The organism is Shewanella sp. AC91-MNA-CIBAN-0169 (assembly GCF_040310165.1).
In the GTDB taxonomy this organism is placed as follows: Bacteria; Pseudomonadota; Gammaproteobacteria; order Enterobacterales; family Shewanellaceae; genus Shewanella.
The window spans coordinates 40,368-63,338 of record NZ_JBEOPM010000002.1 but is presented as its reverse complement, the minus strand read 5'-3'; the positions used below and the strand labels follow the sequence as shown (position 1 = coordinate 63,338).

Below are 22,971 nucleotides of genomic sequence, written 5' to 3'. Positions count from 1 at the left end.
GAATAAACGATGGGGTTGCGCGATAAAAAGAGATTGTTTCAAATCTGCACTATCCAACTTACTCGTTGCTCGACTAACAAGGCGCACTTATGGCGTGTCTGTGATAAATTAATAGCGCAAATTACGCTGATAAAAAAGCTTTGATTAACTTTCCTTGTCCAGTGCACTGTAACGTTCACAACTGCCGTAGTGTCAGCGTTTAGCTGCTATCACAAGCTGGTTTAGCATATGTTGATTTACTTTACTCAAGGTAATACACGGGAGGGATATACAGTCAGCTAGAGGGTTATCGTTATTTGATGGCGTCGTTATAACAGATGACGCAATTTCGACCGTTATGTTTAGCCTTATAAAGCGCTAAATCGGCACGGCGAATTAACGGGTCGAGGCTTAGGTCATCCTTATCGACGCTACTCACACCACAACTTACTGTGACAGTAAAATCGTGCCCTGAGAAACGGGTGTTAATATTGGCAACGGCATGGCGAACCTGTTCGGCAAATTCAACCGCGATATCTTCAGTTTGCTTTGGCATAAAAATAGCAAACTCTTCCCCACCCATTCGGGTAAATATATGGGTCGGCTTTAACATTTCACCAATCACATGTGTGACCTTTTTTAATACCCAATCGCCCGTAGCATGACCATATTGATCATTAATATTTTTAAATAAGTCTAAATCCATCAACAGCACAGAAAATGACTCGCCAAGCATTTGAGCTTGAATAAATTCATTTTCTGCCATTTCTTGCCCTGTACGGCGATTAAAGATACCTGTTAATCCATCTCGCTGCGCTTGCTTCATAAATTGATTACGCTGCATCCAAGCAGATATTAATAACAATAATAAACCAACAGAAAGCCCAACTAATAATGTTGAAAACATAATCGATGAACTTTTCTCTTTCATGAATAAATCTTTTTGTTTCATCAAAAGTTCATGGTCTTGGATCAAGCTGGTATTCTCACGATTTTTTTCAACGCTATCAAAGCGGGCCATTTGGTAGGCATTTTCTTTTACTTTCTGTTCATCAAGTAATTGCTGACCAAGTGCAGAAGCAACAACTTGATATTGGTATGCTTTATCGAACTGACCACGTTTACCCGCAATTAAAGACAGTATTTCGCTAACACGTTTTTTTACCTGCATATTACTGGGCTTATTGGGTAAAGCATTAACTAACTGCGCAAACATATCGGCTTGCTGATAATCACCCAGATGGAAATATATCGAGCTCAAATAAGACTGTATTTCGTTAATCTCAATTTGAAATTTAAACTTCTGGTAGCGCTCTAAAGCCACTAGATAAAATGGTTCTGCTTCAGCATATAAGCCCTTATCAAACAAAACATTACCTTGCCCCTTAATTGACATAATCTCAATCAATGGAAAACCATGATTTTTACAATAAAGTTGAGTGTCTTTAAAGAACGTCTCGGCTTGATCAAAGTGGGCTAGCTTTAAATGAGCAACTGAATGATATAACATCGAAAAACATTCACTTTTTGGGTCTTTACCTTGGTTTAGACTCAGTGCTAATTGCGCGATACGTAGCATTTCCTCATAAGCGTTAAGCTGTAAATACACATTCATCAAGCGAATATAGGACATTATTTTGATACTTTGATCTTGATAACTGTCGATACGAGAAAGGTTATCCTCTAAAAGAGCAAAAGCTTTTTGATAATTACTCAAGCCGATATTTGCAGTGATTTTCAATAAATAAATATTGGTGAGTTCTTCACCAAGTGGTCCGTATGTCAGTGCTTCATCGAAAGCTTTATCTGCTTCGACAAAATGACCTAAATAAAGATCTTTTGTACCTAGCAACATATACAGACGGCTATGCTGTGGTGAGGTGAGTAACGATTCAGAGGATAACGCGGTATCAATCTTTTCAATGGCATAACCAATATCAGTCTTCAAAGATTGTTCAATAGTGTCGAGTTCTTTATCATAATCGATGTTGTCAGCTATCGCCGCGCGGCTAAAAAGCAACACGATGATAATAAAAAAACACATCAATATTTGAGGCAAAAAATAATTACTCTGTCGGATTACTTATAATCATATACATGGCCATTTCTTTATCACCAGACAACTGGCTAACACGTGCTTTATCTCCTGACATCACAGCTTCAATCTCTTCTTGTGTTAATCCATTTGATTTCATTACACCACGTGGATCAAGCTTATATGCTTCCAATAAAGCGGCGTCCGTTCCAAGCTTAGTAAAAAATGTATTCATGTTAGACATATCGTAACCTTATATTCTAGATTATATTTGTAATTAGCGACTTAAATTTACATCTATGTGATTATCATTGGTAACAACTTTAACTTTACTGGGTCGTTCCGTCGACAAAAAACGTCGTAACCAATTGTTTTATTGCAAATCTCTACACAAAATTGCCCATTAACATCTTTTTATCAATAAAAACTATATCAATTTCGCTAAGATTGAATCATTTACATCCAATAATCACCATTAATAGCTTGTCGATAAAAGTACGGCGGTTTAAAGCATACTATTACTTTATTACCTCATTTGTGAACAGCCATAAAAATACTTAGCCAATATCTGCTTCGGCGATACCTAATTTGGCTAACATCTCATGGTTAAGCGTCATTGGACGCGCTGGAGGAATTAACAATGTGCTAATCGTCGTTAGTTTAGCCTCTGGCAATACATATAACGGCATGCGCTCTATAACAGGTGATTGAAATGGCAAATTTGCTGCTTCATATATAATCACTTCATGATTCAGCGGATACCACTGATTTAAGTGTTCAACCAAAATCTGTAATTTATCTTTAGTGCTACTAAATTGAGTTAAGGTATGTTCACCCGCAAGAGCAATCTGCCAAAGTAAAAGATGCGTTGTAGGATCCGGAACGTGGTGATAAAGCATGAACTGAGTCGCTTCAAAGCTTTGATGACCACTATTGCCTGGGTCAATGCCTAAATCAGCCCACAAACAAGCTTCAGCTGAAATACCCGGTAACATGCTAGCGTCCAAACCTTCACTGCGGGCCTGTTTAATCGACCAATGCGCTACGCAAGCAAATACCCCAGGATGGCCATATAAGGCACATACAACTAACTTGCCTAAGCGAACTTCGTCTAAGATAGCGTCAACCATTTCGGCATAAGTATCACGACGATTTTTTACCTCATCGTGTTGAGCATAATAAGGTTGAAGCGAGCGAACATCTGAATTAAGCGACATTAACCAACGTTCAGAAAAACCATCGGGCACTAACGAAAAGACCACATCAGCATGCTCTATATAACTCAAACTTAATGCACCTATTTGCCCTGCAAGCTGTAATCCCGTGCCAACACAAACAAGGTTACCTTTCTTTACACTGGTTAATGTTGCTATCGGTGATTGTTGTCTCGTCATCGTGGTTTCTTATTTTGAAATAATTACAACGCAAAATAAAAGCATAAAATAAAATTATCAATAACTTATGCATTAATAGCACTTGACATTATTAAACGTTAACTAGGGCATCTAAATCATAAATTGAGCAACATCCTACCAACATTTTTTGTACAATGTTAAATAAAAATGAAAATTTACTCTAAATTTATTTATCGAAGAAAATGGAACTTCAACCGCTAAATTGACTCAAAACCACAACATCTTCTAATAGACCCTTGTCAGCATAGGGACTGCTTGGGTATGATGACCGACAGAATTTAGGAAGTAGCGCAGACAATGATAAACAAAAAACAAAGTCTTACCCTTGTAAGCGCAGTAGCGCTTTCATTATCTCTTAGCGGATGCAGTGTGTTTGATTGGTTGATTTACAAGCCAGATGTGCCACAAGGCAACTACATGGAAACACAGCAAGTTGAAAAACTTCGTGTCGACATGACTAAAGAGCAAGCAGAATATATTTTAGGTCGTCCAGTATTGCGCGACAGCTTCTCCGATGACACTTGGTATTATGTGTACCATTTTAAAAGTGGTCGAGATGCTAGCATTACTCATAAAGAGTTGATCATTCACTTTAATGGCGACAAGATTTCAAGTGTTGCTGGTGATTATGACCTAAGTGCAGAATTTAATACTCCACTTGATGAAAGCTCGTTGCCTTCAGTTAACGAACAGGATCTTAAGCCTTTATTACCAGAAGTTCGTCCAGATGCGAAACCTTTAGTTGAAGAGCTACGTCCTGCGTTAAAAAACCAGGCCGAAAATGATAATGATAATGCACCAACATAAGCCACACGATAACATGTGATTTATGCCAATAAAAAAGCAGGACCTCTAACGAGAGTCCTGCTTTTTTATTATATAACCACCTAAAAACTTAATCCATCACCTTACTGGTGGTAAGTTAATTGACTTTAGCACCGGTGATTTTATTAATACGACCTTCGTCTTTGGCTTTTTCGGCACGCTTACGACGAACATCTTTAGGATCTGCAATTAACGGGCGATATATTTCAACACGTTGCCCAGGAACGAGTACCTCATCATGTTTGGCCTGGCGACTAAACACCCCAAGCTTAACCTCTTCAAGGTTAATCTCCGGAAAAAATTTAACAATATCACTTTGCTTAACGGCTTCAATGAATGTAGTGCCTGGCGACACCATCACCGAAATAATTTTCTGCTGTTTTGGCAATGCATAAATAACATCTACCGAGAACTTTTCTGTTTCATTAATCACGATAAATCACCTTTGCCCTGTCAGTAAATGCCATTACCATTGACGACATCAAATCTTTAAACACTTTGCCAAACGCCATATCAACCAGCATGTTTGAAAATTCGAAGTCTAAATCAAATTCAACTTTACAGGCATCTTCGGTAAGCTCAGTAAATTTCCACAAGCCATGCATATACTTAAACGGGCCATTTTCCAATTCAAGTGAAATCGATTTAGCTTGGATCACTTGATTGCGGGTGGTAAATGTTTTACTGATCCCCGCCTTACTAACATCAACCGACGCCACCATGGTTTGACCATCAAACTCAAGCACCTTACCACCGACACATCCCGGTAGAAAAGCATGATACGATTCAACATCATTGACTAAATCATACATCTGTAAGGCACTAAATCTAACCAGCATACTTTTGGAAATCTTGGGCATCTGACATCACTATCGTTAATACAATAGTGCGATTTTATCACGTTAAATAAAAAAGGCATCTCCGAGAGCGTTAAATCACGTTGGAAATAACACAATCACCAAGAAACTGGGTATAATCGTTGAAATATCAAAAATCTCCCCCATATCTATTAGTTAATAGTATTAGCATAATAGAGTTTATCAAATGGGCTCACTGCGGGTTGTCCAGCACCATCCTTCAGGTCAATAACGGCAATCAGAACGGTAATAATAATGGTAAAAAAGAAATCAGCAAACGCCTCAGCGAGCATCGCACGCAATAAACGCGCGACCTTTGAATACCGCATAGAAGACAAAATCGAAGCGGGATTACAACTTATGGGCTGGGAAGTTAAGTCCATTCGCATGGGTAAAGTAAATTTATCTGATTGTTATGTCTATATTAAAGAGGGTGAAGCCTTTATGCATGGTTGTACTATTCAACCACTTAATACCGCTTCAACCCATGTAATATGCGATCCAATCAGAACCAAAAAACTGCTATTAAAGCGCAGTGAAATTGACAAACTTGCCGGCCTAATTGAGCGTCAAGGCTACACCTTGGTACCATTATCAATGTACTGGCGCAAAGGTGCCTGGGTAAAAGTCGAAATTGGCTTAGGTAAAGGTAAAAAAGATCACGATAAACGTGAAGATACCAAAGAACGTGAGTGGAAAATTGAAAAAGCTCGCGTAATGAAAAAAGACAAAGAAAACGCTTAATCTCGTTGATAGGCCACTGAAACGATTAAAATTGATAAGTTGTTATTGAACATAGGCCTATAACGAACAGATAGTGAACAAACGATTATATTTTGTTAATGGATACTAGGTATTCATCTAACAAAGCGTTATAGTTAACTCAATTGGGGGCGATTCTGGATTCGACAGGATTCACGAAACCCAAGGAGCATGTCGAGGGGCGGTTGGCCTCGTAAAAAGCCGCACCGTTATAGTTGCAAACGACTCTAACTACTCTCTAGCAGCTTAGGCTAGCTAGCCATCAACCACACGTTTCGCACGTGGACAGTGGATCCTGATGGTCATATTACAGTGTGCTAGCGAGGGAACTCCGTCCGGGGGTGAACCGCGAAACAGTACCGGACTCACCAAGTAGCATCCTGTCTTTCGGAGACTGCTTGGTTAAATAAAAGAGAGACTAAACATGTAGTGCCGAGGATGTAGGCTTTCTGGACGCGGGTTCAAGTCCCGCCGCCTCCACCAATTTATAGAAGGGCTTAGCAGCAATGCTAAGCCCTTTTTGTTTGTCTAATGGCAACAAAGTGGCGACAGCCGAATAAAAATATAGCCCATTACTAAATTCTTTACTTCTAAAACAAACATCATATCAACAACACAATCCCCCCATTACGTTTCATATAAATTTCAACACGTTACTTTTTAACATATACAGTTAATACGCTGTTATAGTACTGAAATTGGGAATAATACATGGTCAAAGACTGTTTTTGTGCAAAGCGTTTCAGATGCTTCAAAAATCCAATTAGACGCACATTCAATACAAAAAATTGGCAATTGGTGTGAACTAAATATAACCCCTATGACTACCAAAGTTGCCGAAGATGAATCAGAAAATTACAACCATCTAAGCAAGAACTTCAACTCCCCCCTTCGAGGCGATCAGATTGCTATGTATGCCTTTGATAAACCTGATAACAAAGTTATAGCTAATATGCATATAAAGTATGTCCAACAGAATTACTCATGGAAGATGGATGATTTGAAAGAAGCAGACACATATATTAAGAGGCAGTTTCAAGAAAAAAGAAAAAGACACCCAGCAATAGGTGAAGATGATTTATGTAGTGGCATAGTTATTTTGGCCACCTAAATAGAGGTGATATTATTACCTCGTAAATTACTTTAGGTGAACACATGAGATCGACAACCCGAAAAACATTTAGTGCTGAATTCAAACTTGAAGCAGCCCAATTAGTTCTAGATAAAAACCATAGCATCATCGAAGCTGCAAAGGCGATGAACGTGGGTAAATCAACCATGGATAAATGGGTGAGACAGTTAAAACTAGAACGCCAGGGTGGCACGCCAAAAGCCTCTCCCATTACCCCTGAACAAATTGAAATCCGTGAACTGAAGAAACAGGTAGCCCGTCTTGAGGAGCATAATCTTATTCTAAAAAAGGCTACCGCTCTCTTGATGTCAGACTCGATGAACAATTTACGCTGATGAGCGCACTCAAGCAGAGCCACTCTATTCTCACAATTTGTAATGCATTCAAAGTGCATCGAAGTAGCTATAAATATTGGCTAAAAAGAAAAGAACATATCGATGCTGATTTTACAATTTTATGCAGTGAAGTGAAGGCCGCGCATCGTATTAGTAATGGCTCTGCCGGTGCTCGAACGATAGCGCAATTAGTGACTAACAAAGGGATTAATCTCAGTCGTTATCGAGCCCGTAATCTAATGAGAAAGCTTGGATTATTAAGCTGTCAGCAGCCTAAGCATTCTTATAGGAAAGCTGCACAAGAGCATGTAGCGATCCCAAACACGCTTAATCGACAGTTTGCAGTAACTCAACCAGATCAAGTGTGGTGTGGTGATGTGCCGTATGTTTGGGTCGGTAATCGTTGGGCATATTTAGCCGTTGTTTTAGACTTATTTTCCCGCAAACCTGTTGGGTGGACTTTGTCATTATCGCCTGACAGCGAGCAGACCTCTAAAGCCTTGAAAATGGCATTTGAGTTAAGGGGGAAACCTGAGAATGTGATATATCACAGCGACCAAGGTTCACATTACACAAGCTTGAAATTCAGACAGTTATTATGGCGTCTTCAGATTGAGCAAAGCATGAGTCGTCGCGGGAATTGTTGGGATAATGCACCAATGGAGCGTTTCTTTAGAAGTTTGAAATCTGAATGGGTACCCGCAAGTGGCTATGGGAATTTTACAGAAGCAGACAAAGCGATCACAAATTACATCACTGGATATTACAGTGAAACTAGACCCCATCAATATAATGGTGGGTTAACGCCAAATGAGTCAGAACGTTTATATTGGAATGACTCTAAAACCGTGGCCAATATTACTTGACCACTACAACTGGGCGTGTGTTAGACGTCAATGTTATGGAATCAGTACTGCCCATATACAGCAGACCAACTCCCCCTTTATCTATTCTTCTGATTTATTTAATAGCATTGAAAACCTTCAACTAAGAAGTTTTATGGCTGAATAACAGACGGTTGAAAATAAACTTAAAACTGCTATCTCATACAGATGATCGTTCTTAATTTATCGATACTCATAGCAGGCTTTTCAGTGTGTAACATTGCATGGCAGTTAGGGCAAACAGGAATGAGGTCGTTAATCGGGTCGATTTGGTAGCTTTCACCAATCGTGGCTAAATCAACTTTATGGTGAACATGGATAAAGCCTTTACCTATTTCGCCATAGGTCTTTTTAAAATCGAAATCACAAACTTGGCAGATAGCACCGAACTTGGCAATACAAACCGTTCTTGCTTCGGAATTCCGCTCATAGGCATTGATGGTAACTTGCTTTACTCCGCCTTCGGTGAAGTCTGTTAGCAGCTCAGGGACTTCATCGAGATAGACAACCTTTGTAGTTTTGCCTTATATGAGTCCAACAGCGTTCTTATGGAGACTTGTTCACCTTTTCCTTGTACAGCGTAATAATCTAAATGCAATTCAACGGCAACCAGTGCTCGTTCAAGGGCTTCAGGCGGCATATCATTTTTGAAGCGCTCAAGATAATAACGAGTTGCCGCCAAGCTTATTGTCTTTTTGTAAATAGTCCCCTCAAACATTGCTAGCAATGCGTTCAAGTAGAATGCCGCTGAACTTGATTTTAACCCCGTATGACTAGATAACAGTGCTGTCGCGGCACTTCGACTTGTCTGCCCCAATTCAACTTTTAAAGCGAACTCGAATGCTGGCTCGTATTGCTCTGGTGTAATTGCAGCCATATTTACTCCCATCATTTACCTATAAGTCCTTCAACCTCGAAGGTATTCAGCCAACCAAAGTAAACTCTCCACCAGAATCTCCGAGTTGCTCTTCGATGAAATGACATTATGCCAAAATTGACGCTAAATTCCCTATTAAAATAGTGGAAAAAGGCCGAGTATCAGGGCAACATGGCCCCTTGCATATTCTGCATTTCAGCCTTTCCTAACGCTCGGTTTACTTATATATTTTTACGAGAAATGACTTCATTAATGAGCTTAAGCTTATTCTCAGAATTCAATATAGATTGAAGATGGGATATTGCAGTATTTGTTTCGTTTCTGCGGTCTAGCCTAAGCAAAATGTTATATACATCCAACACTTTTTCAAATAAATCGCTTGGTACGTTAATACTTTGATATAGAGATACTATAGCGACTAGAGAGTCATGCAGTGTATGGTGTAACTTGTTATTGAAGTAGATTACAGCCCTCATTTTTTCTTTTTCATTAATGTCGCTTGCGGACTGAGTCCTTGACGAATACTTAAATTCGCTTGAAGAACGGGCATTGTAACTATTATCGTCGAGGTGGTCAGGGGACCAGCTTCCATTGTTTATATGACGTCTTTCCACTTCTTGTTGATGAGACATTTTTCTACTCATTATTCCCCCCCCTTTTATATTGTTTCACTGATGGCGCGGCTCAATTTGTAATGGAAGCCGTAATAACGACAAGCCTATTTACACCCGATATTGGTTCAATGATGATATCAGAGCAATAGTTAAGTAAACATCAAATCGTTACTTAATATTGAAAGTGGCTCAGGGACTTAATCGGGGTAGACAAAGTAACAGCTTGTGAGCTTAGCTTGGCTCAATATGAGTCAACCAGCAAAGTCACCTTGACTCATGATTATCTCATGCAGGAAAAGCCGAGTAAGAATACTTCATATAAGTATTCTTAAAGCATAAATTGAGAACCTTAGGTCTAAAAATATCGTAAATATAATCATTTACATCAAAATATTAGATTAACCTTGTTGCTAACAAGATGAAAAGTGTAGATTATCAGAAGTAAGCAAGTCATTTTTAAGGAAGGATTCTGAAATGCTTAAACCTGTCACACTCGTTGGCGAACAAAGAAAAGTTTTAACCTTAAATCCTGAAGGCCCAATTCAAATAAAAGGGGCCGCAGGTAGTGGTAAAACGACAGTAGCCGTTTATCGAGCATGCCACTTAATGGACTCACATTCAGATATGTTTGAGCCTAGTAAAGTTGCGATATTTACTTTTAATAAATCTTTATCAGGCTATTTGAGTGAACTCACACATAGCTTAAATAAAAAAGATTATTCGGGTATGAAAATCGCCAATTTCCATAAATGGGCTTTTGCATTTATAAAAGAAAATGGACTAAATCTTTACGGCATCACACTCTCTGATTCTCAAATTATCCCTATTCTTAAAACTATAAAAAATACAATACCAGTCACTACTGATAATAGCCGAATGCTGGCAAAGTCGATTGAGTTCTTTTTAAACGAATTTTCTTGGATTAAAAGTCGCTGTATTGACTCACTTGAAGAATACCTAGCGACTTCAAGAACGGGTAGAGGAACTTCAGATCGAATTACACAAACAGATAAACCGGTAATCTGGGATTTATTCAATAGATATAACCAAGAGTTACGCAAAACGGGGAAGTATGATTATGATGACTACGCCCTATTATGCCTTGCGATAATTGAAAAAAAAGGGGATGCATTTGTTTCGCCTTTTACTCATTTAGTTATAGATGAGGCCCAGGATCTGAATAAAGCTCAGATGTCTGTTCTAACTAAAATTGTGTCCCCTAACACGAGTAGCATAACCATTATTGCTGATGCCGCTCAACGAATTTACAAAAGTGGCTTTAGCTGGAAAGACGTTGGACTTAATGTGGTAGGCGGAAGAACTATAGAGTTTAAAAAAAATTATCGAAATACTATCGAGATAGCAAAAGCTGCACTCTCGCTACTAGAACACGATAATGACTCCGATGAATTCACTAAGGTTGAATTAGGAGCTATTTCAGGAGATAAGCCGCAATTACGAAAATTCACCAATTTTGAAGTTGAGCAAGAGTTTATTGCCGCAAGAGTTCAAGAGCTCCGCCGAGACTTTCCACTGGATAGTATTTGTATATTACATCGCACCCATTATGGTTTGAAAAAAGTCGTTAATTGTCTCGAGAAATACAAAATTGATTATGAAAAAATTAGCGGCAACGATACGGTAAATTATTCGAAGACTGATATCAAAGTATCAACTATGCCCTCAGTAAAAGGCCTAGAATTTGATCATGTTATTATATGTGATCTCAATGATGACAATCTTCCAGTAAAATCAGGATTTAGTGAACCTGATGATGACTTACACATTACAACAGAAAGAAGATTACTTTACACCTGCATTACTCGAGCAGCTAAAAGCTTAATACTAACTTATAACGGAGTACCTTCACGCTACATTAGAGAAATCGAACCTACTTTATGGGAGAGTATGTAGCTTATGTCTGTTCAACAAAAAACGCTTGATAGAGGTATTGAACATTTATACCATTTCACTTCAATTGAAAATTTGATGAGTATTATGGAGCGCGGGTTTGTTTACTCTCGCCAAAAAGTCGATGAATTAAAGCTAGCTAACGATGGCTACTTTACTGGTGATTATGTAGAGCATATGGATGATGACCGCTTTGATGGCTTAAGAAATTATGTGAATTTAAGTTTATCTCGGCCTAATTGGTACCTACTGAATAAGTACCAACAGCGCCAAGAGTTAAGTCATCTTAGTTGGTGTATATTGTGCTTAGATACTCAACCTATGTTCGAAGATTCAACACTATTCTCTGTTTGTAACGCAGCTTCAACTACGGCTAAACGATATGGTATTTGTGGTGGTGATATTGGATTTGAAAGGATGTTTATGCCTGATGTGGTTACGCCTAGTAAAACGTATTCTCGGCGCAACCTAAGCCAACTTTATACTACAGATATACAAGCTGAAGTTTTAGTTAAAGATGCAATTGTTGCCCAATGCATCAAAACTGTATTCGTTCCTAGCCAAAGTAAGCTTAATCAGCATCAAGCGGCGTTTAAAATATTAAATTTGAAATCTGATATATTTTCAGTGAATCAAGAGCTGTTTTCCAACCCTATACTTAGATAAGACTTTGTTGTGTAGGTATTTTGTCTCTACTATTAGAGCTCGCATTGAACAGGTCTTGGTAACTTTTAGAGTCTTTTAATAGCACATCAATTCTTCCAGCCTTAAATAAGCTGAGGTATAAGGCCAAAGAGCGTGCTTGGCAGTTAAAGCTTTTGCTAGGATTAAACTCAATATCGGTAAAACTATCAAACCCCTGAATTTCATCTACTAATGCCTGATTTCTGTGCAATGCATTGAGATAAATCCAATCATAAAAAAGTGTTTTTGGCTCTAATGGCCAAACACCTTCCTTGCCTTGAAAACCAGTTAAATCTCCAGACGCTTTTAATCTTACATCGCGCTTTGCATCAAGAGGGCTCACTTGAAGTAAATCTTTAAAAGGCCCGCCGTGCTGGAAAATTTTAGCGGCTTGAAATATGTTTTCAAGCGCAACCACCTTCCCGTTAGGTAGTTCGACCATCAAATTAAATGCGCTTAGGGCAACACCCAGTTCAAGTAAACTTTTTGACGAAACCTCTAATGGGTTAACACCTAAATGAGTCTCAATAATTCTGGTATGTAATTCTTGAACTGATTTTTGTTTTTGTGAAGCAGCAAAACCAGCATGCCACTGAAACTCGACGAGTTCTTCGGTTACATATGGGTACTCATTAGATGGTCTAAATACTGGTCTGCTTGCCATTACCTATAATCTCCTAAAGTATCTCTAAACGATACTTTATTATTTTAGCTTGTTAGTTGGCTTCTTTTTAGTCGCAAGTGCTTCACGCTCGGCTTTAATACGCTTAAGTAACGCCTGTGCGCTGTTTTCGCCACTAATATCAGGATTAGCGGCGCGCCAGTCGGCGGTGAGTTCGCCTCTGAAGGCTTTAGCGAGTATCGACTGAGTGAGGTTATTAACCCGTAATTGTGCTGCATTAACCTGCGCTTCAACTTTATCAGCGAAGGCAAACAGCTCTTCGACACGACGGACACAAAATCGTCGGGAACGATTTTGGACGACCACAGGTTGGCCCGAAGGGCAAACTACAGGGAAGTAGTTTGCAATTTCGGTTTGTTCTGGGCCACCAGCTAGACTCATTCTATACATAGCACTCATTATGCTTTTGCCTTTTTAGCAGGCTTCTTTTTAACAGATAGTGCTTCGCGTTCAGCTTTAATACGCTTAAGTAACGCCTCTGCGCTGTTTTCGCCGCTAATCAGTTCAGGGTTCGCGGCGCGCCAGTCGGCGGTGAGTTCGCCTCTGAAGGCTTTAGCGAGTATCGACTGAGTGAGATTATTGACCCGTAATTGTGCAGCATTAACCTGCGCTTCGACTTTATCGGCTAAGGCAAACAGCTCTTCGACACGACGGACGATTTCGGTTTGCTCAACCAATGTGGGAACTGGAATTTTAAACCCCTTCATTTTGCCAATGCCCAGATCAGGAACACCAACACTTTGAATGCCGTCAGTCGCTTGCTTTAATATTGTTGTGCAGTTCATTGTCAGTATTAAAAATGAGCTATCAATTATCGTTTTGTACGGGGTTACTACAGCCATAGCATGACTTATTCCGTACTCATGGGGAGATGGTAATAAAACTGACTTCCCTATGGTGCCTATTCTTGTAAAAGCAAAAGTACCGTCGGTAATCTCATATCTTGTTTTTTGTTTTACCAATTCCTCATTTGTTATCTTCTTTCCCTTGTTGAAGTCTAATTTATTTATTGTTTGAATATTTTCGCTTGAAATGAACGGTATCCCATCTGTTACATACTTAGGCATTCGATGGGATGGGTTAGGATCAACCACTTCGGCAATATTCTCTAGAGATAATGAGATCCAACTAAGTGATGCTGACTTAATAAATTGAGGTTCAGAAAACTTAGTTAACCAAGTTTGAGTCTTAGGTTGTTTCCCTTTCCTATCGAATTCAGCATTTCTAGCTTCAAGCCACGCATTATAAATCTTATTTCGAAGTGCATCGTTGTTATTTGCTGGTAACTGCATCCCCTCTCGCCACTCTTCTGTTAATTTACCGCTGACTGCGGCGGCGAGGACGGATTGGCGGAATGATTTTAAGATGGCGGGGATGGCATCGAGGCGGGCTTTGGTGCTTTCCACCTGCACCAGCAGCTCATCCAGCTTGTCGGCTATGACTTTTTGTTCGGCTAGTGGGGCTAAGCGAAATGGTATTGTCTTAGCTGTAGCCCCAGAAAGCTCTTTAAATGTCGTGCCAGAACCTAAGCTCTCTGCTAAATCACGAATACTTTTTAGGTAATAGAACGCATAAGTAGAGTCAACCTGTTCGGTAAAAACAAAGTTCTTAAAACCTTGATTAGTACAAATTGGATTTGCAGCTATAACAACATAACCTATTGGAGCTCGACTACTAAATAACAGCGACCCTTTCGGCATTAATTTCGCGGAACTTGAGTTGTAACCTTCTTGAGTTAAATCTCTAGCACCATGCGAAATAAATTTACTTTTATATTTGCTTAAATCTGCAGGCGTAAGCCAAGCGACTTCACTACCTGGTGCAGCAAAGTTATCAGGGTTACCCGCTGTTGGAGTACCACCAGCGACTACATTCGCGATATCGCCAATGGGCTGATCTAACCAACCTTCAGGAATCAAACCGCTCATCCTTTCACCCCACCAGCTAGCTCTGCACCTAGGGATTTCATCAAAGCCTCAAGATCCGCCAATGCACCTTTAAGCTCAGTCATGGCTTCACCGGCCAATTCTTCTGGTGTACCTAAGTCGGCGGCATCGACGCTGTTGGCATCTTTAAGCCATGAAATATCTAGCGAGTCTGATTTGGTATCACGGATAAATTCACGGCTAAATACCCGCCAGCGGCTTTGTGCTAGGCGCTTGCCGATACCTTGGTTTACCTCAGCATTCTCAGCTTCAACTTCTTCGGCATTGAAAGACCATTCTCCCTCTACACGTTCACCTAACGGAACATTACACATAACTTCAAATGGGGTTAAGTGTTGCTCTCCGAATGGTGTGCGTTTGCCAAAGCTTGGCATGTTGGTGCGTAAGTCATACACCCAAGTGTTGGTGGTGCAGTTTTCTTCTTGGTGCTTGTCGGCCTCTGACCCCTTAGTAAAGAACAGAACGTTGGTCTTAACGCCTGCCGCATAGAAGATACCTGTCGGTAAACGTAAAATAGTGTGCAGGTTACACTTATGCATTAAGTCACGGCGGATATCGGTACCGACGCCGGCTTCAAATAACACGTTATCAGGAAGCACAACAGCCGCACGGCCACCCGGTTTTAAGTTGCGGTAGATGTGCTGCAAAAATGCCAGCTGTTTGTTGCTGGTGGGATAGGTTAAATCATCTCTGGTGATAGAGGCATCACCGCCTTTACTGGTACCAAAGGGCGGGTTAGCTAAAATAACATCAGCTTTGGGTAAACTCATGCCGACTTGGCCTAATGAGTTACCTAAATGCACGACACCTTCTTCATCGCCTTCCATGCCATGCAATAAACAGTTCATCAATGCTAATCGGCGAGTAGACGGTACCAACTCTACGCCGACAAAGGCTTTATTCTTTTGAAATTCGACCTGCTTAGCATCTAAATCAAAATGTTCATCAGTCTTGGCTTTAATAAAGCTGTCGGCGGCTATCAAGAAACCTGCGGTGCCTGCAGCGGGATCTTGAATGACTTCACCGGCTTGTGGGTTAATCACTCGCACCATGGAATCAATCAAGGCACGGGGGGTAAAGTACTGGCCCGCACCGGATTTAGTCTCGTTAGCGTTTTTCTCTAATAAGCCTTCGTACAAGTCGCCTAAGCCGTCTTTCTGGGCGCTGAACCAGTCGATAGAATCCAGTGATTTGATGAGCTGCTTTAGGTGGCGCGGTTCACGCAGCCGGGTTTGTGCATCGGCATAAATGGCTAAAATCAATGGGTCTGCATGGAGGGTGTTACCCTCGCTGTCTTTCCCTGTGGATAAGGTGAGCAACATGCGCTTATAGTCATCGAGCAGGTTTAAGCCGTCTTTATCACTTAAGTCAGTCCAGCGGCAACCTGTTGGCAGGGTATGTTTGTTAAGTAAGCCTGCCTCGGTGTTCTCGTGCACCATTTTAATAAACAGCAGCAAGACTAGCTCGGTCACGTAGTCGGAATAGTTAATACCGTCGTCACGGAGAACGTCACACAGGTTCCATAATTTTTGGACAATATCGTTGTTGCTCATTTGATTCTCAATTTTATATAAAATACGCTGACTGAATTTACTGACTATTTATTCCAATAATCTACGCTTGTTCGTTTAATTTTGGGCGAATAAAGCAAATAATGGTTGGTTGATATAGTAATTACTGCGACCGATTTTTTCCTTGACTAAGAAGCCATGTTCGACCAATTGCTCTAGGTATTTAGTGGCTGTGATACGGGAGACGCCAAGATCTTGCACCACAAAATCAATTTTTGTGTAGGGATGGCTAAAGATATTATTCAGTAACTCTTGACGATAAATGTTTGGTAATTGGCTGCGAATACCCTTTTTCATTTGGCTCATTTGCAATTTAATCTGTTGAATTAATTCAATGGTTTGTTGAGCTGTTTCGGCTATTCCTTTGAGGATAAATAGCAGCCATGGCTGCCAATCACCGTTATCGCGCACGGTTTGTAAATAGTTGTAATAATCTAATTTATTGCGAATAATATAGCGGCTTAAATACAGTACAGGTAGATCGAGGAGCCCTTTCGCCACTAAGTACAAAATGTTGATTATTCGGCCTGTTCTACCATTGCCATCATAGAAGGGATGGATGCTTTCAAATTGGTGGTGAATGAGTGCCATCTTTACCAATGGGTCAAGCTCACAGCAATCGTCGTCATTAATATAATTAACCAGATTCCCCATTAATTTTTCAATTTCAATGGCATCTTGAGGCGGGGTATATATTACTTCACCGGTAGCAGCATTCTTCAATGCCGTACCTGGGACTTTTCGAAAGCCTGCCCTATTTTTTTCTAGCGCTAATTGTACTTCTAAAATATCACTTAACCTGATCAAACCTTGCTTACGCACGTTAACGAAGCTCTGTCGTAACGCTGCAGAATAATCCCGCACTTCTTTTGCTGCAATACTGGTTTGTTCGGATAATAGCTCAGCCTTAAACAGCTCATCATGGGTGGTAATAATATTTTCAACCGCCGAACTGTCTTTCGCCTCTTGCAGCGTTAATGTGCTAATGAGAATATTTTCGTTAGGGATGGTTGCTGCTACTCCCTTTAACTCAGCAAGATAACGGTGAGCCACGGCTAACTGTTTGAGTACTGCACGTGTCTCTAATTGTTCAGGATTAGGTAGTGGTAAGTGGAGAAGCTGAGGCATATTATTTCCTTGGTACTGAAAAGCTACATGCATAAATGTCGGATATTATTATACATATCAACGAAGACATATATAAAAAATCTCGTTTTCTATATATTTCATATATTTCATATATACTAAAATATGGTTTCTATACACAAAACAGGCAAGATATATAAATATCCCTATTTACTATAGCTATCTGCATCACCAAAAACTAACCAATCTGCCACAGGTATTCATTCAGCTCATCGAGGATAGTGTCGAGCTGATCATCGAGCACGCTGTCAAAACGCTTTGCCCCTCCTTGATCGGCAAAACGTTGATTAACAAATTCTTTATCAATCACCGCCTCATGAACTAACTGCTTAGCTAAGCGTTCCAGCCACTTACGTTGGTTAGGATTCCAATCGTGTTGACTAAAAATGCGTTGCATGGCGTGATCAACCCGCTGTGAAAAAGGGATTAATGCTTCATCGAGCGCCGCTTGGCGGATATAACCGATAATGCTGGCCGCAATATCTTGGTTGGTATTTTTACGCCATGCACTTTGCAAATGCGCTTCACTAAATCCCGCCTCATCTAGCAAGAGTTTGACCTCTTTAAGTTCTGCACGGGTGAGATCTTTAGGACGATTCACCACCACAGACAAGGCCGCTGATTGGTTGATATTCTGCTTAATAAAATGGTTAAAGCTTTCAAGATAGTCAGCGGGCTTTTCGTGTATACCATAGTTTTGATGGCGCTCTATGAACTCATCTCGCCCTTCATAGATGATTGGCATACTTTCACTGCCAACAAGATAACGAACTTCGGCTAGCTGATTAATCAAACTTTGATGCTGCTTAAAAAAATGTGCCGCCTCTTTAGGGCCAATTTGATGTAAATGCTGGTGGAGCTTATCGGGCGCTACGCCCCATAGCTCCTGAAGTTGGTCTAGCTTAGCTTTAAGCTCAGGCTTATCTTCGGCTTTTTTGGCCGCTTTACGCATCACCCGCATCACTTTCTGCCCAAGTTGATTTAGCACATCATGGGCATGACTAGTGCCAACCTGCTCACCTGGGGTATTAAGCGCACGCTCTAAAAAGGTATCGTCACTTAACTCGTCCACCAACTGCTCAAGAGTGATGTTAGGGTCTTTGACTATCGGCTTCATGGTATTGACGGCTTCAAGGGCACTATAGATATCAACCGGATCATAAATTTTGAATACGGTTTTACCTATATCGTCACAGCAACGGGTAGCACGGCCCATCATCTGCTCATACAAAATACGCGACTTAACTCGGCGCAAGAAAACTATGTGACAAATCTTAGGTACGTCTATACCCGTAGATAACAGATCCACTGTAATGGCTATATTAGGATAACGCTCATTTTTGTATTTGCGGATAAGCTGACTGACCTTGTCGCTTTGACCGGTAATTTTAGCCACTGCGGCTTGGTTATAATCATCGCCGTACATGTCAATGAAGGCTTTATCTAATAAGCGTTTGACCATGTCTGCATGCACGTCTGTGGCACAAAAAATTAGGGTTTTCTCATCGCCAAAAGGGTCTAACTCTTTAGTTAACTCTTGGCAGATGACTTCATTAAAGGACTCGGTAATCACTCTTCTATTAAAGGATTCAACATCGAACTGTAATTCATCTTCTAAATCAGCTGTTTCAACTTCACCGGTTTGGGTATTAATAGACGTGACGGTTTCGCCTTTTTCAAACTTGATTCCGTGCTTATTTAATAGGGTTTCATATCGGATAGGTGGCTCGTGGTCGATAAGCCAATCATCAGCAACTGCCTCACGGTAACTATAGGTGTAAACCGGTTTACCAAAAATTTCGCTGGTATGCTTGGCTGGGGTTGCCGTTAAGCCGATGCGTACCGCATCAAAGTAATCCAATACCCGCCGGTAGCTAGACAAATATTGACTGGCATCGCGAGTAACAAGCTCACCTTCTGTCATTTGTTGATCTAGGGCATAACCCCGATGGGCTTCATCGACAATGATGCAGTCGAATTCATCCAGTGGCGGCGGGGTGTCGGACATAAAGATACGCTTTACCATCGCTTGCACTGTTGCCACTTGAATACGAGTTTCGGCTTCACTGCTCATATCGCCAAGCTCGGCAATATTGTAGATAGACGACAGCACTTTGTTTTGCTCAAGCTTAGCTTCATCAAAGGAGTCACACGCTTGCTCACCCAGGGCGGTTCTATCGACGAGGAACAAAATACGCCTAAAACGCTCGGCCTTTAAAAATCGATACATCAAACCAATAATAGTGCGGGTTTTGCCTGTACCTGTTGCCATTGCCAGCAGACATTCAGTTTTATCTTGCTCTAAAGCCGATTCAACCGCAGCGATGGCTTTTTGCTGGTAATCACGCAAGCCGAGGTAATCAAATTCTTCCTGTTGAAGAGATTTCTCTGCATCTTCACGGCTACGTTTTAACTTGTCGAGCAGGCCATCTGGGGAGTGAAACTGTTGCAATGCTTTCTTTGCATTGCTGGGTTTGCGCGTATCCCGAAACCAAGTGCCTGATAACTCGGCCAGTTGCTTATTAAATTCGCGGCCATTGCAGGAATAGACAAAGGGAATGTGATAGTGGCCATCGTCTTCATCCGCCCAAGCAACGGTGCGACCTTCTAACTCCCAAGCGCTTTGTTGGAAGGGAGTTACTTTGTATCCTTTTGAATAACGCTCGGCTTGAGTAATTTTACCAGCAACATTGGCGTTTTCTTTTTTCGCTTCAACTACGGCAATAGGCGTTAAGCCACAAAATAATACATAGTCGGCGCGACCTCTTTGACCTTTATGAAGTGTTGGCCATTCCGCAATGGCTAGATTTTTGCCTTTTTCTGGTCGAGTACCCTTATTAAACGTTAGCCTTTGGGTATCTGCAAGCCAGCCAAAAGCCTGGAGTTGCTGGTCAATAAGGACACGGGTTAACTCTTCATTTAATTCAACTTGAATACCTGCGTTACTAGCCCGTTTACTTAAATCAGATTTATGTTTACTTGCTGCTTTAGTATCAGTCTTAGCTTGCTCGACAAGTTCAATTTGAAGTGCTTTGATACGAGCTTCAAATTGACATTTTTGCTCTGCTAGTGCCTTTTCATGCATTGATGCTTGTTGAGAAAACTCACGCGCTTCGGCATCCATTTGTTCAGCTAATACTGCGTACTCTTCTTTTTCACGCGTTAGTAAATCAGTTAGCTGGTGGTTATCTGCTAATTGCTGGTGGTTTTCATTAAGTTCACTGCGCAGCTGATCTATCTGGGTTTGTAAATTTTGTAGGTGTTGACTTGGATCTTGAGGCGCAACAAACGGACCAGCTTTAAATGCGGTCTTTTGATCGCCAAATGTATGATGAAACCAAATCGCTAGGCTACGAGCTAACTTTAAACCTTCTAAAGCTTCTTTATGCTGGGTTTTGAATTGATGAGTCGCTTTATTACCTTCAATACGTAATGAGTGAAATAACTGGCGTACAACAGGCTCTAAATTCAGTTCTCGATGGATTTTGTACAGCAGGTCTGCTTGAGTAGTTTTATCGTCGAATTCTATACCACATCTGGCAGCAATATCTTGTGCCATAGCTTCGCCGAGTTGGCGTAATTTTATTAGGGTAGTATTAGGGTCGCTGGTGAAGACGCGCTCAGCACTGATGGCTAAATCGATAAAAATAGGATCGTAAGGCGTGAGAAAAACAAAGTTAGACAGATTTTCTGCACTTTGTTGGTTTGCTGTATCTAATGCCATCATTCCCTCGATGCTTTAAGCTTTTATCGTATTTAATCATACCTTTTGCCAATTAGAGTATCACGATTTTAGTTTATTACTTTATCAATAATGTTGCTTGAAGAACCCTTGTTTCACAACAATATTTCAGACAAATTAAATTCGTTTAAAAAACCAGCAAGTGAAAGCTATTTCCATATTTATGATCACCCTGTGCATTGGTGGCAACAAGTCTCTGGCCATCATATTTATTGTCATGACACACTGCACTAAATTATTAAAATATTCTACTATCACACCATCTGGTAATAAACGCATGAATACCGTGATAGGTTACGAAGGATTCTTTGCCGCAACTTATTTGTCACTCGACATAGATGAAAAAGTATTATGTTTTCTCCAGTTATACTAAAAAGGTCACAATTCTCTTTTGTTTCCAACAATCGTAAAATTTATCCATTTGTTAAAAGCAATCGAAGTATAAATAAACCAACGCTCATGGAGTTAGAACCTTAGGTAAATAAACTATATGGAGCGGTTCAATAACATATAGCCAAGTACAGACAACGCTTAGTCGATATCAGATGGTTTATGCGCTCACTCAGTGAGCCGATAGCTAGAATGGCTAACAAAGAAGATAAGTGCACTGGCAGATTTTATTCACCGCCATCCATGGCGCTCACCCTTCGGGCCAGCTAAAGCTGTTCAAATCCATTCCCGATGAATTTGTGTGAAGGAAGATTCAAATCTCAAGCCTTATTAGATGAAGCTGCAGTATTAGCTTGTATGGCTTATGTCGACCATTCTTTATTAATAGAAAGGCCTATACGCGCCAAGCTGGCATCTACACCAGAAACCACTGATTACACCAGCATTCAACGCCGAATAAACTCAGCGATAAAAGATGAACAACCAGCAGAATTATTGCCTTTTATAGGTAATGAGGGTGTAAACATGCCTAATGGTTTAATGTTCAGTGTAAAAGACTACATAGTGCTGGTTAAAGATACCGGGCGAATTATTCGTCAAGATAAGCGAGGGGCAATGAGTTAAAGTAACCAAGATATTCTCAATAGACTGAATATACCCGCTGAAAACTGGTTAAAAATCACCACAGAGTTTGGTGCCTTATTTAAAGGTGCAGTCGAGGCGTTACCTGCCTTAACAGAAGATTGTGAGCATCTAGAGCGAAAACGATGCAAAGCGCTTCAAACTGCCAGCGCTGGCTGTGCGCTTAAGGCTTAATCTCTAAAACTAAAACTAGAACTAAAACTAGAACTAAAACTAAAACTAAAACTAAAACTAAAACCTGATTTCCAGCTTGATATCAATCAAGCCACTAGTGCTGTGTTTGATCTACCGCATTGCTCACCATTCTCCATCTAGCGCTCAGTTTATTGATAATTCCCATATAATTTATACATTTGAATAGTCCAGAAGGTTATCGCAACTAAAGCTAAAAGCAGTTATGTTAATTATCATAAAATGGGTGGCATGGTTAATTTCGGCTAGATGGCAAGCGGTGGCAGGCGATATCAAGCGATGACAATCTAAGAGCCTAGAACGCTGCGCTGCTAGGACGCTACGCGACTAGATGCTATACAATCAATAGC

General features: G+C 40.5%; 19 protein-coding genes, 1 other RNA gene and 1 pseudogene. 8 read left to right on the top strand and 13 right to left on the bottom strand.

Annotated features, from left to right (window positions below; genetic code table 11):
• Positions 1 to 292: 292 nt before the first annotated feature.
• The 3 genes from AAEY98_RS02700 to AAEY98_RS02690 all read right to left on the bottom strand — a co-directional run bounded on the left by AAEY98_RS02700 (position 293) and on the right by AAEY98_RS02690 (position 3,408).
• Positions 293 to 2,038, bottom strand: a complete 1,746-nt coding sequence (locus AAEY98_RS02700; protein WP_157822770.1) for a GGDEF domain-containing protein — start codon at positions 2,036 to 2,038, stop codon at positions 293 to 295.
• A gap of 7 nt (positions 2,039 to 2,045) precedes the next feature.
• A complete protein-coding gene (locus tag AAEY98_RS02695; RefSeq protein ID WP_101085543.1) occupies positions 2,046 to 2,258 on the bottom strand; it encodes a hypothetical protein in 213 nt (70 codons plus the stop codon).
• Between the two features lie 313 nt (positions 2,259 to 2,571).
• Positions 2,572 to 3,408: an SAM-dependent methyltransferase gene (locus AAEY98_RS02690; protein ID WP_350999947.1), complete on the bottom strand. Its 837-nt coding sequence runs from the start codon at positions 3,406 to 3,408 to the stop codon at positions 2,572 to 2,574.
• A 318-nt stretch (positions 3,409 to 3,726) separates the two neighbouring features.
• Here AAEY98_RS02690 and AAEY98_RS02685 point away from each other — a divergent pair, with 318 nt between their 5' ends.
• Positions 3,727 to 4,236, top strand: a complete 510-nt coding sequence (locus AAEY98_RS02685; RefSeq protein WP_101085547.1) for an outer membrane protein assembly factor BamE — start codon at positions 3,727 to 3,729, stop codon at positions 4,234 to 4,236.
• Positions 4,237 to 4,351: 115 nt separating this feature from the next.
• Here the strand turns inward: AAEY98_RS02685 and AAEY98_RS02680 are convergent, their stop codons facing one another.
• Together AAEY98_RS02680 and AAEY98_RS02675 are read right to left on the bottom strand one after the other, a co-directional pair.
• Positions 4,352 to 4,687 (bottom strand): RnfH family protein, encoded by a 336-nt coding sequence (locus AAEY98_RS02680; protein WP_101085549.1) that lies wholly within the window; start codon positions 4,685 to 4,687, stop codon positions 4,352 to 4,354.
• Entirely contained in the window at positions 4,680 to 5,114 is a 435-nt protein-coding gene (locus AAEY98_RS02675) for an SRPBCC family protein (RefSeq protein WP_162022595.1), read from the bottom strand. The genes AAEY98_RS02680 and AAEY98_RS02675 overlap by 8 nt, the downstream gene beginning before the upstream one ends.
• 252 nt (positions 5,115 to 5,366) lie before the next feature.
• Here AAEY98_RS02675 and smpB point away from each other — a divergent pair, with 252 nt between their 5' ends.
• The 4 genes from smpB (at position 5,367) to AAEY98_RS02655 (ending at position 8,206) form a co-directional block, all read left to right on the top strand.
• Positions 5,367 to 5,855 carry an SsrA-binding protein SmpB gene (gene smpB / locus AAEY98_RS02670; RefSeq protein ID WP_011636568.1) on the top strand — a complete coding sequence of 163 codons (489 nt, stop codon included), beginning with the start codon at positions 5,367 to 5,369 and terminating at the stop codon, positions 5,853 to 5,855.
• Between the two features lie 145 nt (positions 5,856 to 6,000).
• Positions 6,001 to 6,356: a transfer-messenger RNA gene (gene ssrA / locus AAEY98_RS02665) on the top strand.
• A 247-nt stretch (positions 6,357 to 6,603) separates the two neighbouring features.
• Positions 6,604 to 6,984: a hypothetical protein gene (locus tag AAEY98_RS02660; RefSeq protein ID WP_351014832.1), complete on the top strand. Its 381-nt coding sequence runs from the start codon at positions 6,604 to 6,606 to the stop codon at positions 6,982 to 6,984.
• Positions 6,985 to 7,028: 44 nt separating this feature from the next.
• A protein-coding gene (locus AAEY98_RS02655; protein WP_351014830.1) for an IS3-like element ISShfr6 family transposase occupies positions 7,029 to 8,206 on the top strand; the annotation gives its coding sequence in 2 pieces (ribosomal slippage) (positions 7,029 to 7,287 and positions 7,287 to 8,206; 1,179 coding nt in all).
• A gap of 173 nt (positions 8,207 to 8,379) precedes the next feature.
• On the opposite strand, the gene AAEY98_RS02650 is transcribed toward AAEY98_RS02655, so the two are convergent.
• Both AAEY98_RS02650 and AAEY98_RS02645 read right to left on the bottom strand, forming a co-directional pair.
• Positions 8,380 to 8,604, bottom strand: coding sequence for an HNH endonuclease (locus tag AAEY98_RS02650; protein ID WP_351015119.1), 225 nt, complete (start codon positions 8,602 to 8,604; stop codon positions 8,380 to 8,382).
• A gap of 95 nt (positions 8,605 to 8,699) precedes the next feature.
• Complete coding sequence (locus AAEY98_RS02645; protein WP_351014828.1) at positions 8,700 to 9,101, bottom strand: hypothetical protein; 402 nt, start codon at positions 9,099 to 9,101, stop codon at positions 8,700 to 8,702.
• Positions 9,102 to 10,189: 1,088 nt separating this feature from the next.
• Between AAEY98_RS02645 and AAEY98_RS02640 the strand changes: the two genes are divergently transcribed.
• Both AAEY98_RS02640 and AAEY98_RS02635 read left to right on the top strand, forming a co-directional pair.
• Entirely contained in the window at positions 10,190 to 11,629 is a 1,440-nt protein-coding gene (locus AAEY98_RS02640; RefSeq protein WP_351014826.1) for a UvrD-helicase domain-containing protein, read from the top strand.
• A gap of 3 nt (positions 11,630 to 11,632) precedes the next feature.
• The gene (locus AAEY98_RS02635; RefSeq protein WP_351014824.1) at positions 11,633 to 12,292 is read left to right on the top strand and encodes a DarT ssDNA thymidine ADP-ribosyltransferase family protein; all 660 of its coding nucleotides are present in this window, start codon (positions 11,633 to 11,635) and stop codon (positions 12,290 to 12,292) included.
• Here the strand turns inward: AAEY98_RS02635 and AAEY98_RS02630 are convergent.
• The 6 genes from AAEY98_RS02630 to hsdR all read right to left on the bottom strand — a co-directional run bounded on the left by AAEY98_RS02630 (position 12,285) and on the right by hsdR (position 21,379).
• Positions 12,285 to 12,974: a DarT1-associated NADAR antitoxin family protein gene (locus AAEY98_RS02630; RefSeq protein ID WP_351014822.1), complete on the bottom strand. Its 690-nt coding sequence runs from the start codon at positions 12,972 to 12,974 to the stop codon at positions 12,285 to 12,287. The two genes, AAEY98_RS02635 and AAEY98_RS02630, sit on opposite strands and share 8 nt — an antisense overlap.
• A 39-nt stretch (positions 12,975 to 13,013) precedes the next feature.
• Positions 13,014 to 13,391, bottom strand: coding sequence for a restriction endonuclease subunit S (locus AAEY98_RS02625; RefSeq protein ID WP_351014820.1), 378 nt, complete (start codon positions 13,389 to 13,391; stop codon positions 13,014 to 13,016).
• On the bottom strand, positions 13,391 to 14,911 hold the full coding sequence (locus tag AAEY98_RS02620) for a restriction endonuclease subunit S (protein ID WP_351014818.1): 1,521 nt from the start codon (positions 14,909 to 14,911) through the stop codon (positions 13,391 to 13,393). The genes AAEY98_RS02625 and AAEY98_RS02620 overlap by 1 nt, the downstream gene beginning before the upstream one ends.
• A gap of 5 nt (positions 14,912 to 14,916) precedes the next feature.
• Complete coding sequence (locus AAEY98_RS02615) at positions 14,917 to 16,491, bottom strand: class I SAM-dependent DNA methyltransferase (protein WP_351014817.1); 1,575 nt, start codon at positions 16,489 to 16,491, stop codon at positions 14,917 to 14,919.
• Positions 16,492 to 16,566: 75 nt separating this feature from the next.
• Positions 16,567 to 17,637 carry a Fic family protein gene (locus tag AAEY98_RS02610; protein ID WP_182750266.1) on the bottom strand — a complete coding sequence of 357 codons (1,071 nt, stop codon included), beginning with the start codon at positions 17,635 to 17,637 and terminating at the stop codon, positions 16,567 to 16,569.
• A gap of 196 nt (positions 17,638 to 17,833) precedes the next feature.
• Positions 17,834 to 21,379: a type I restriction-modification system endonuclease gene (gene hsdR, locus AAEY98_RS02605; protein ID WP_351015117.1), complete on the bottom strand. Its 3,546-nt coding sequence runs from the start codon at positions 21,377 to 21,379 to the stop codon at positions 17,834 to 17,836.
• Between the two features lie 528 nt (positions 21,380 to 21,907).
• On the opposite strand from hsdR, the pseudogene AAEY98_RS02600 reads away from it, so the two are divergent.
• Positions 21,908 to 22,596 (top strand): annotated as a pseudogene (locus tag AAEY98_RS02600) (hypothetical protein); the annotation flags it as partial.
• Positions 22,597 to 22,971: the final 375 nt, after the last annotated feature.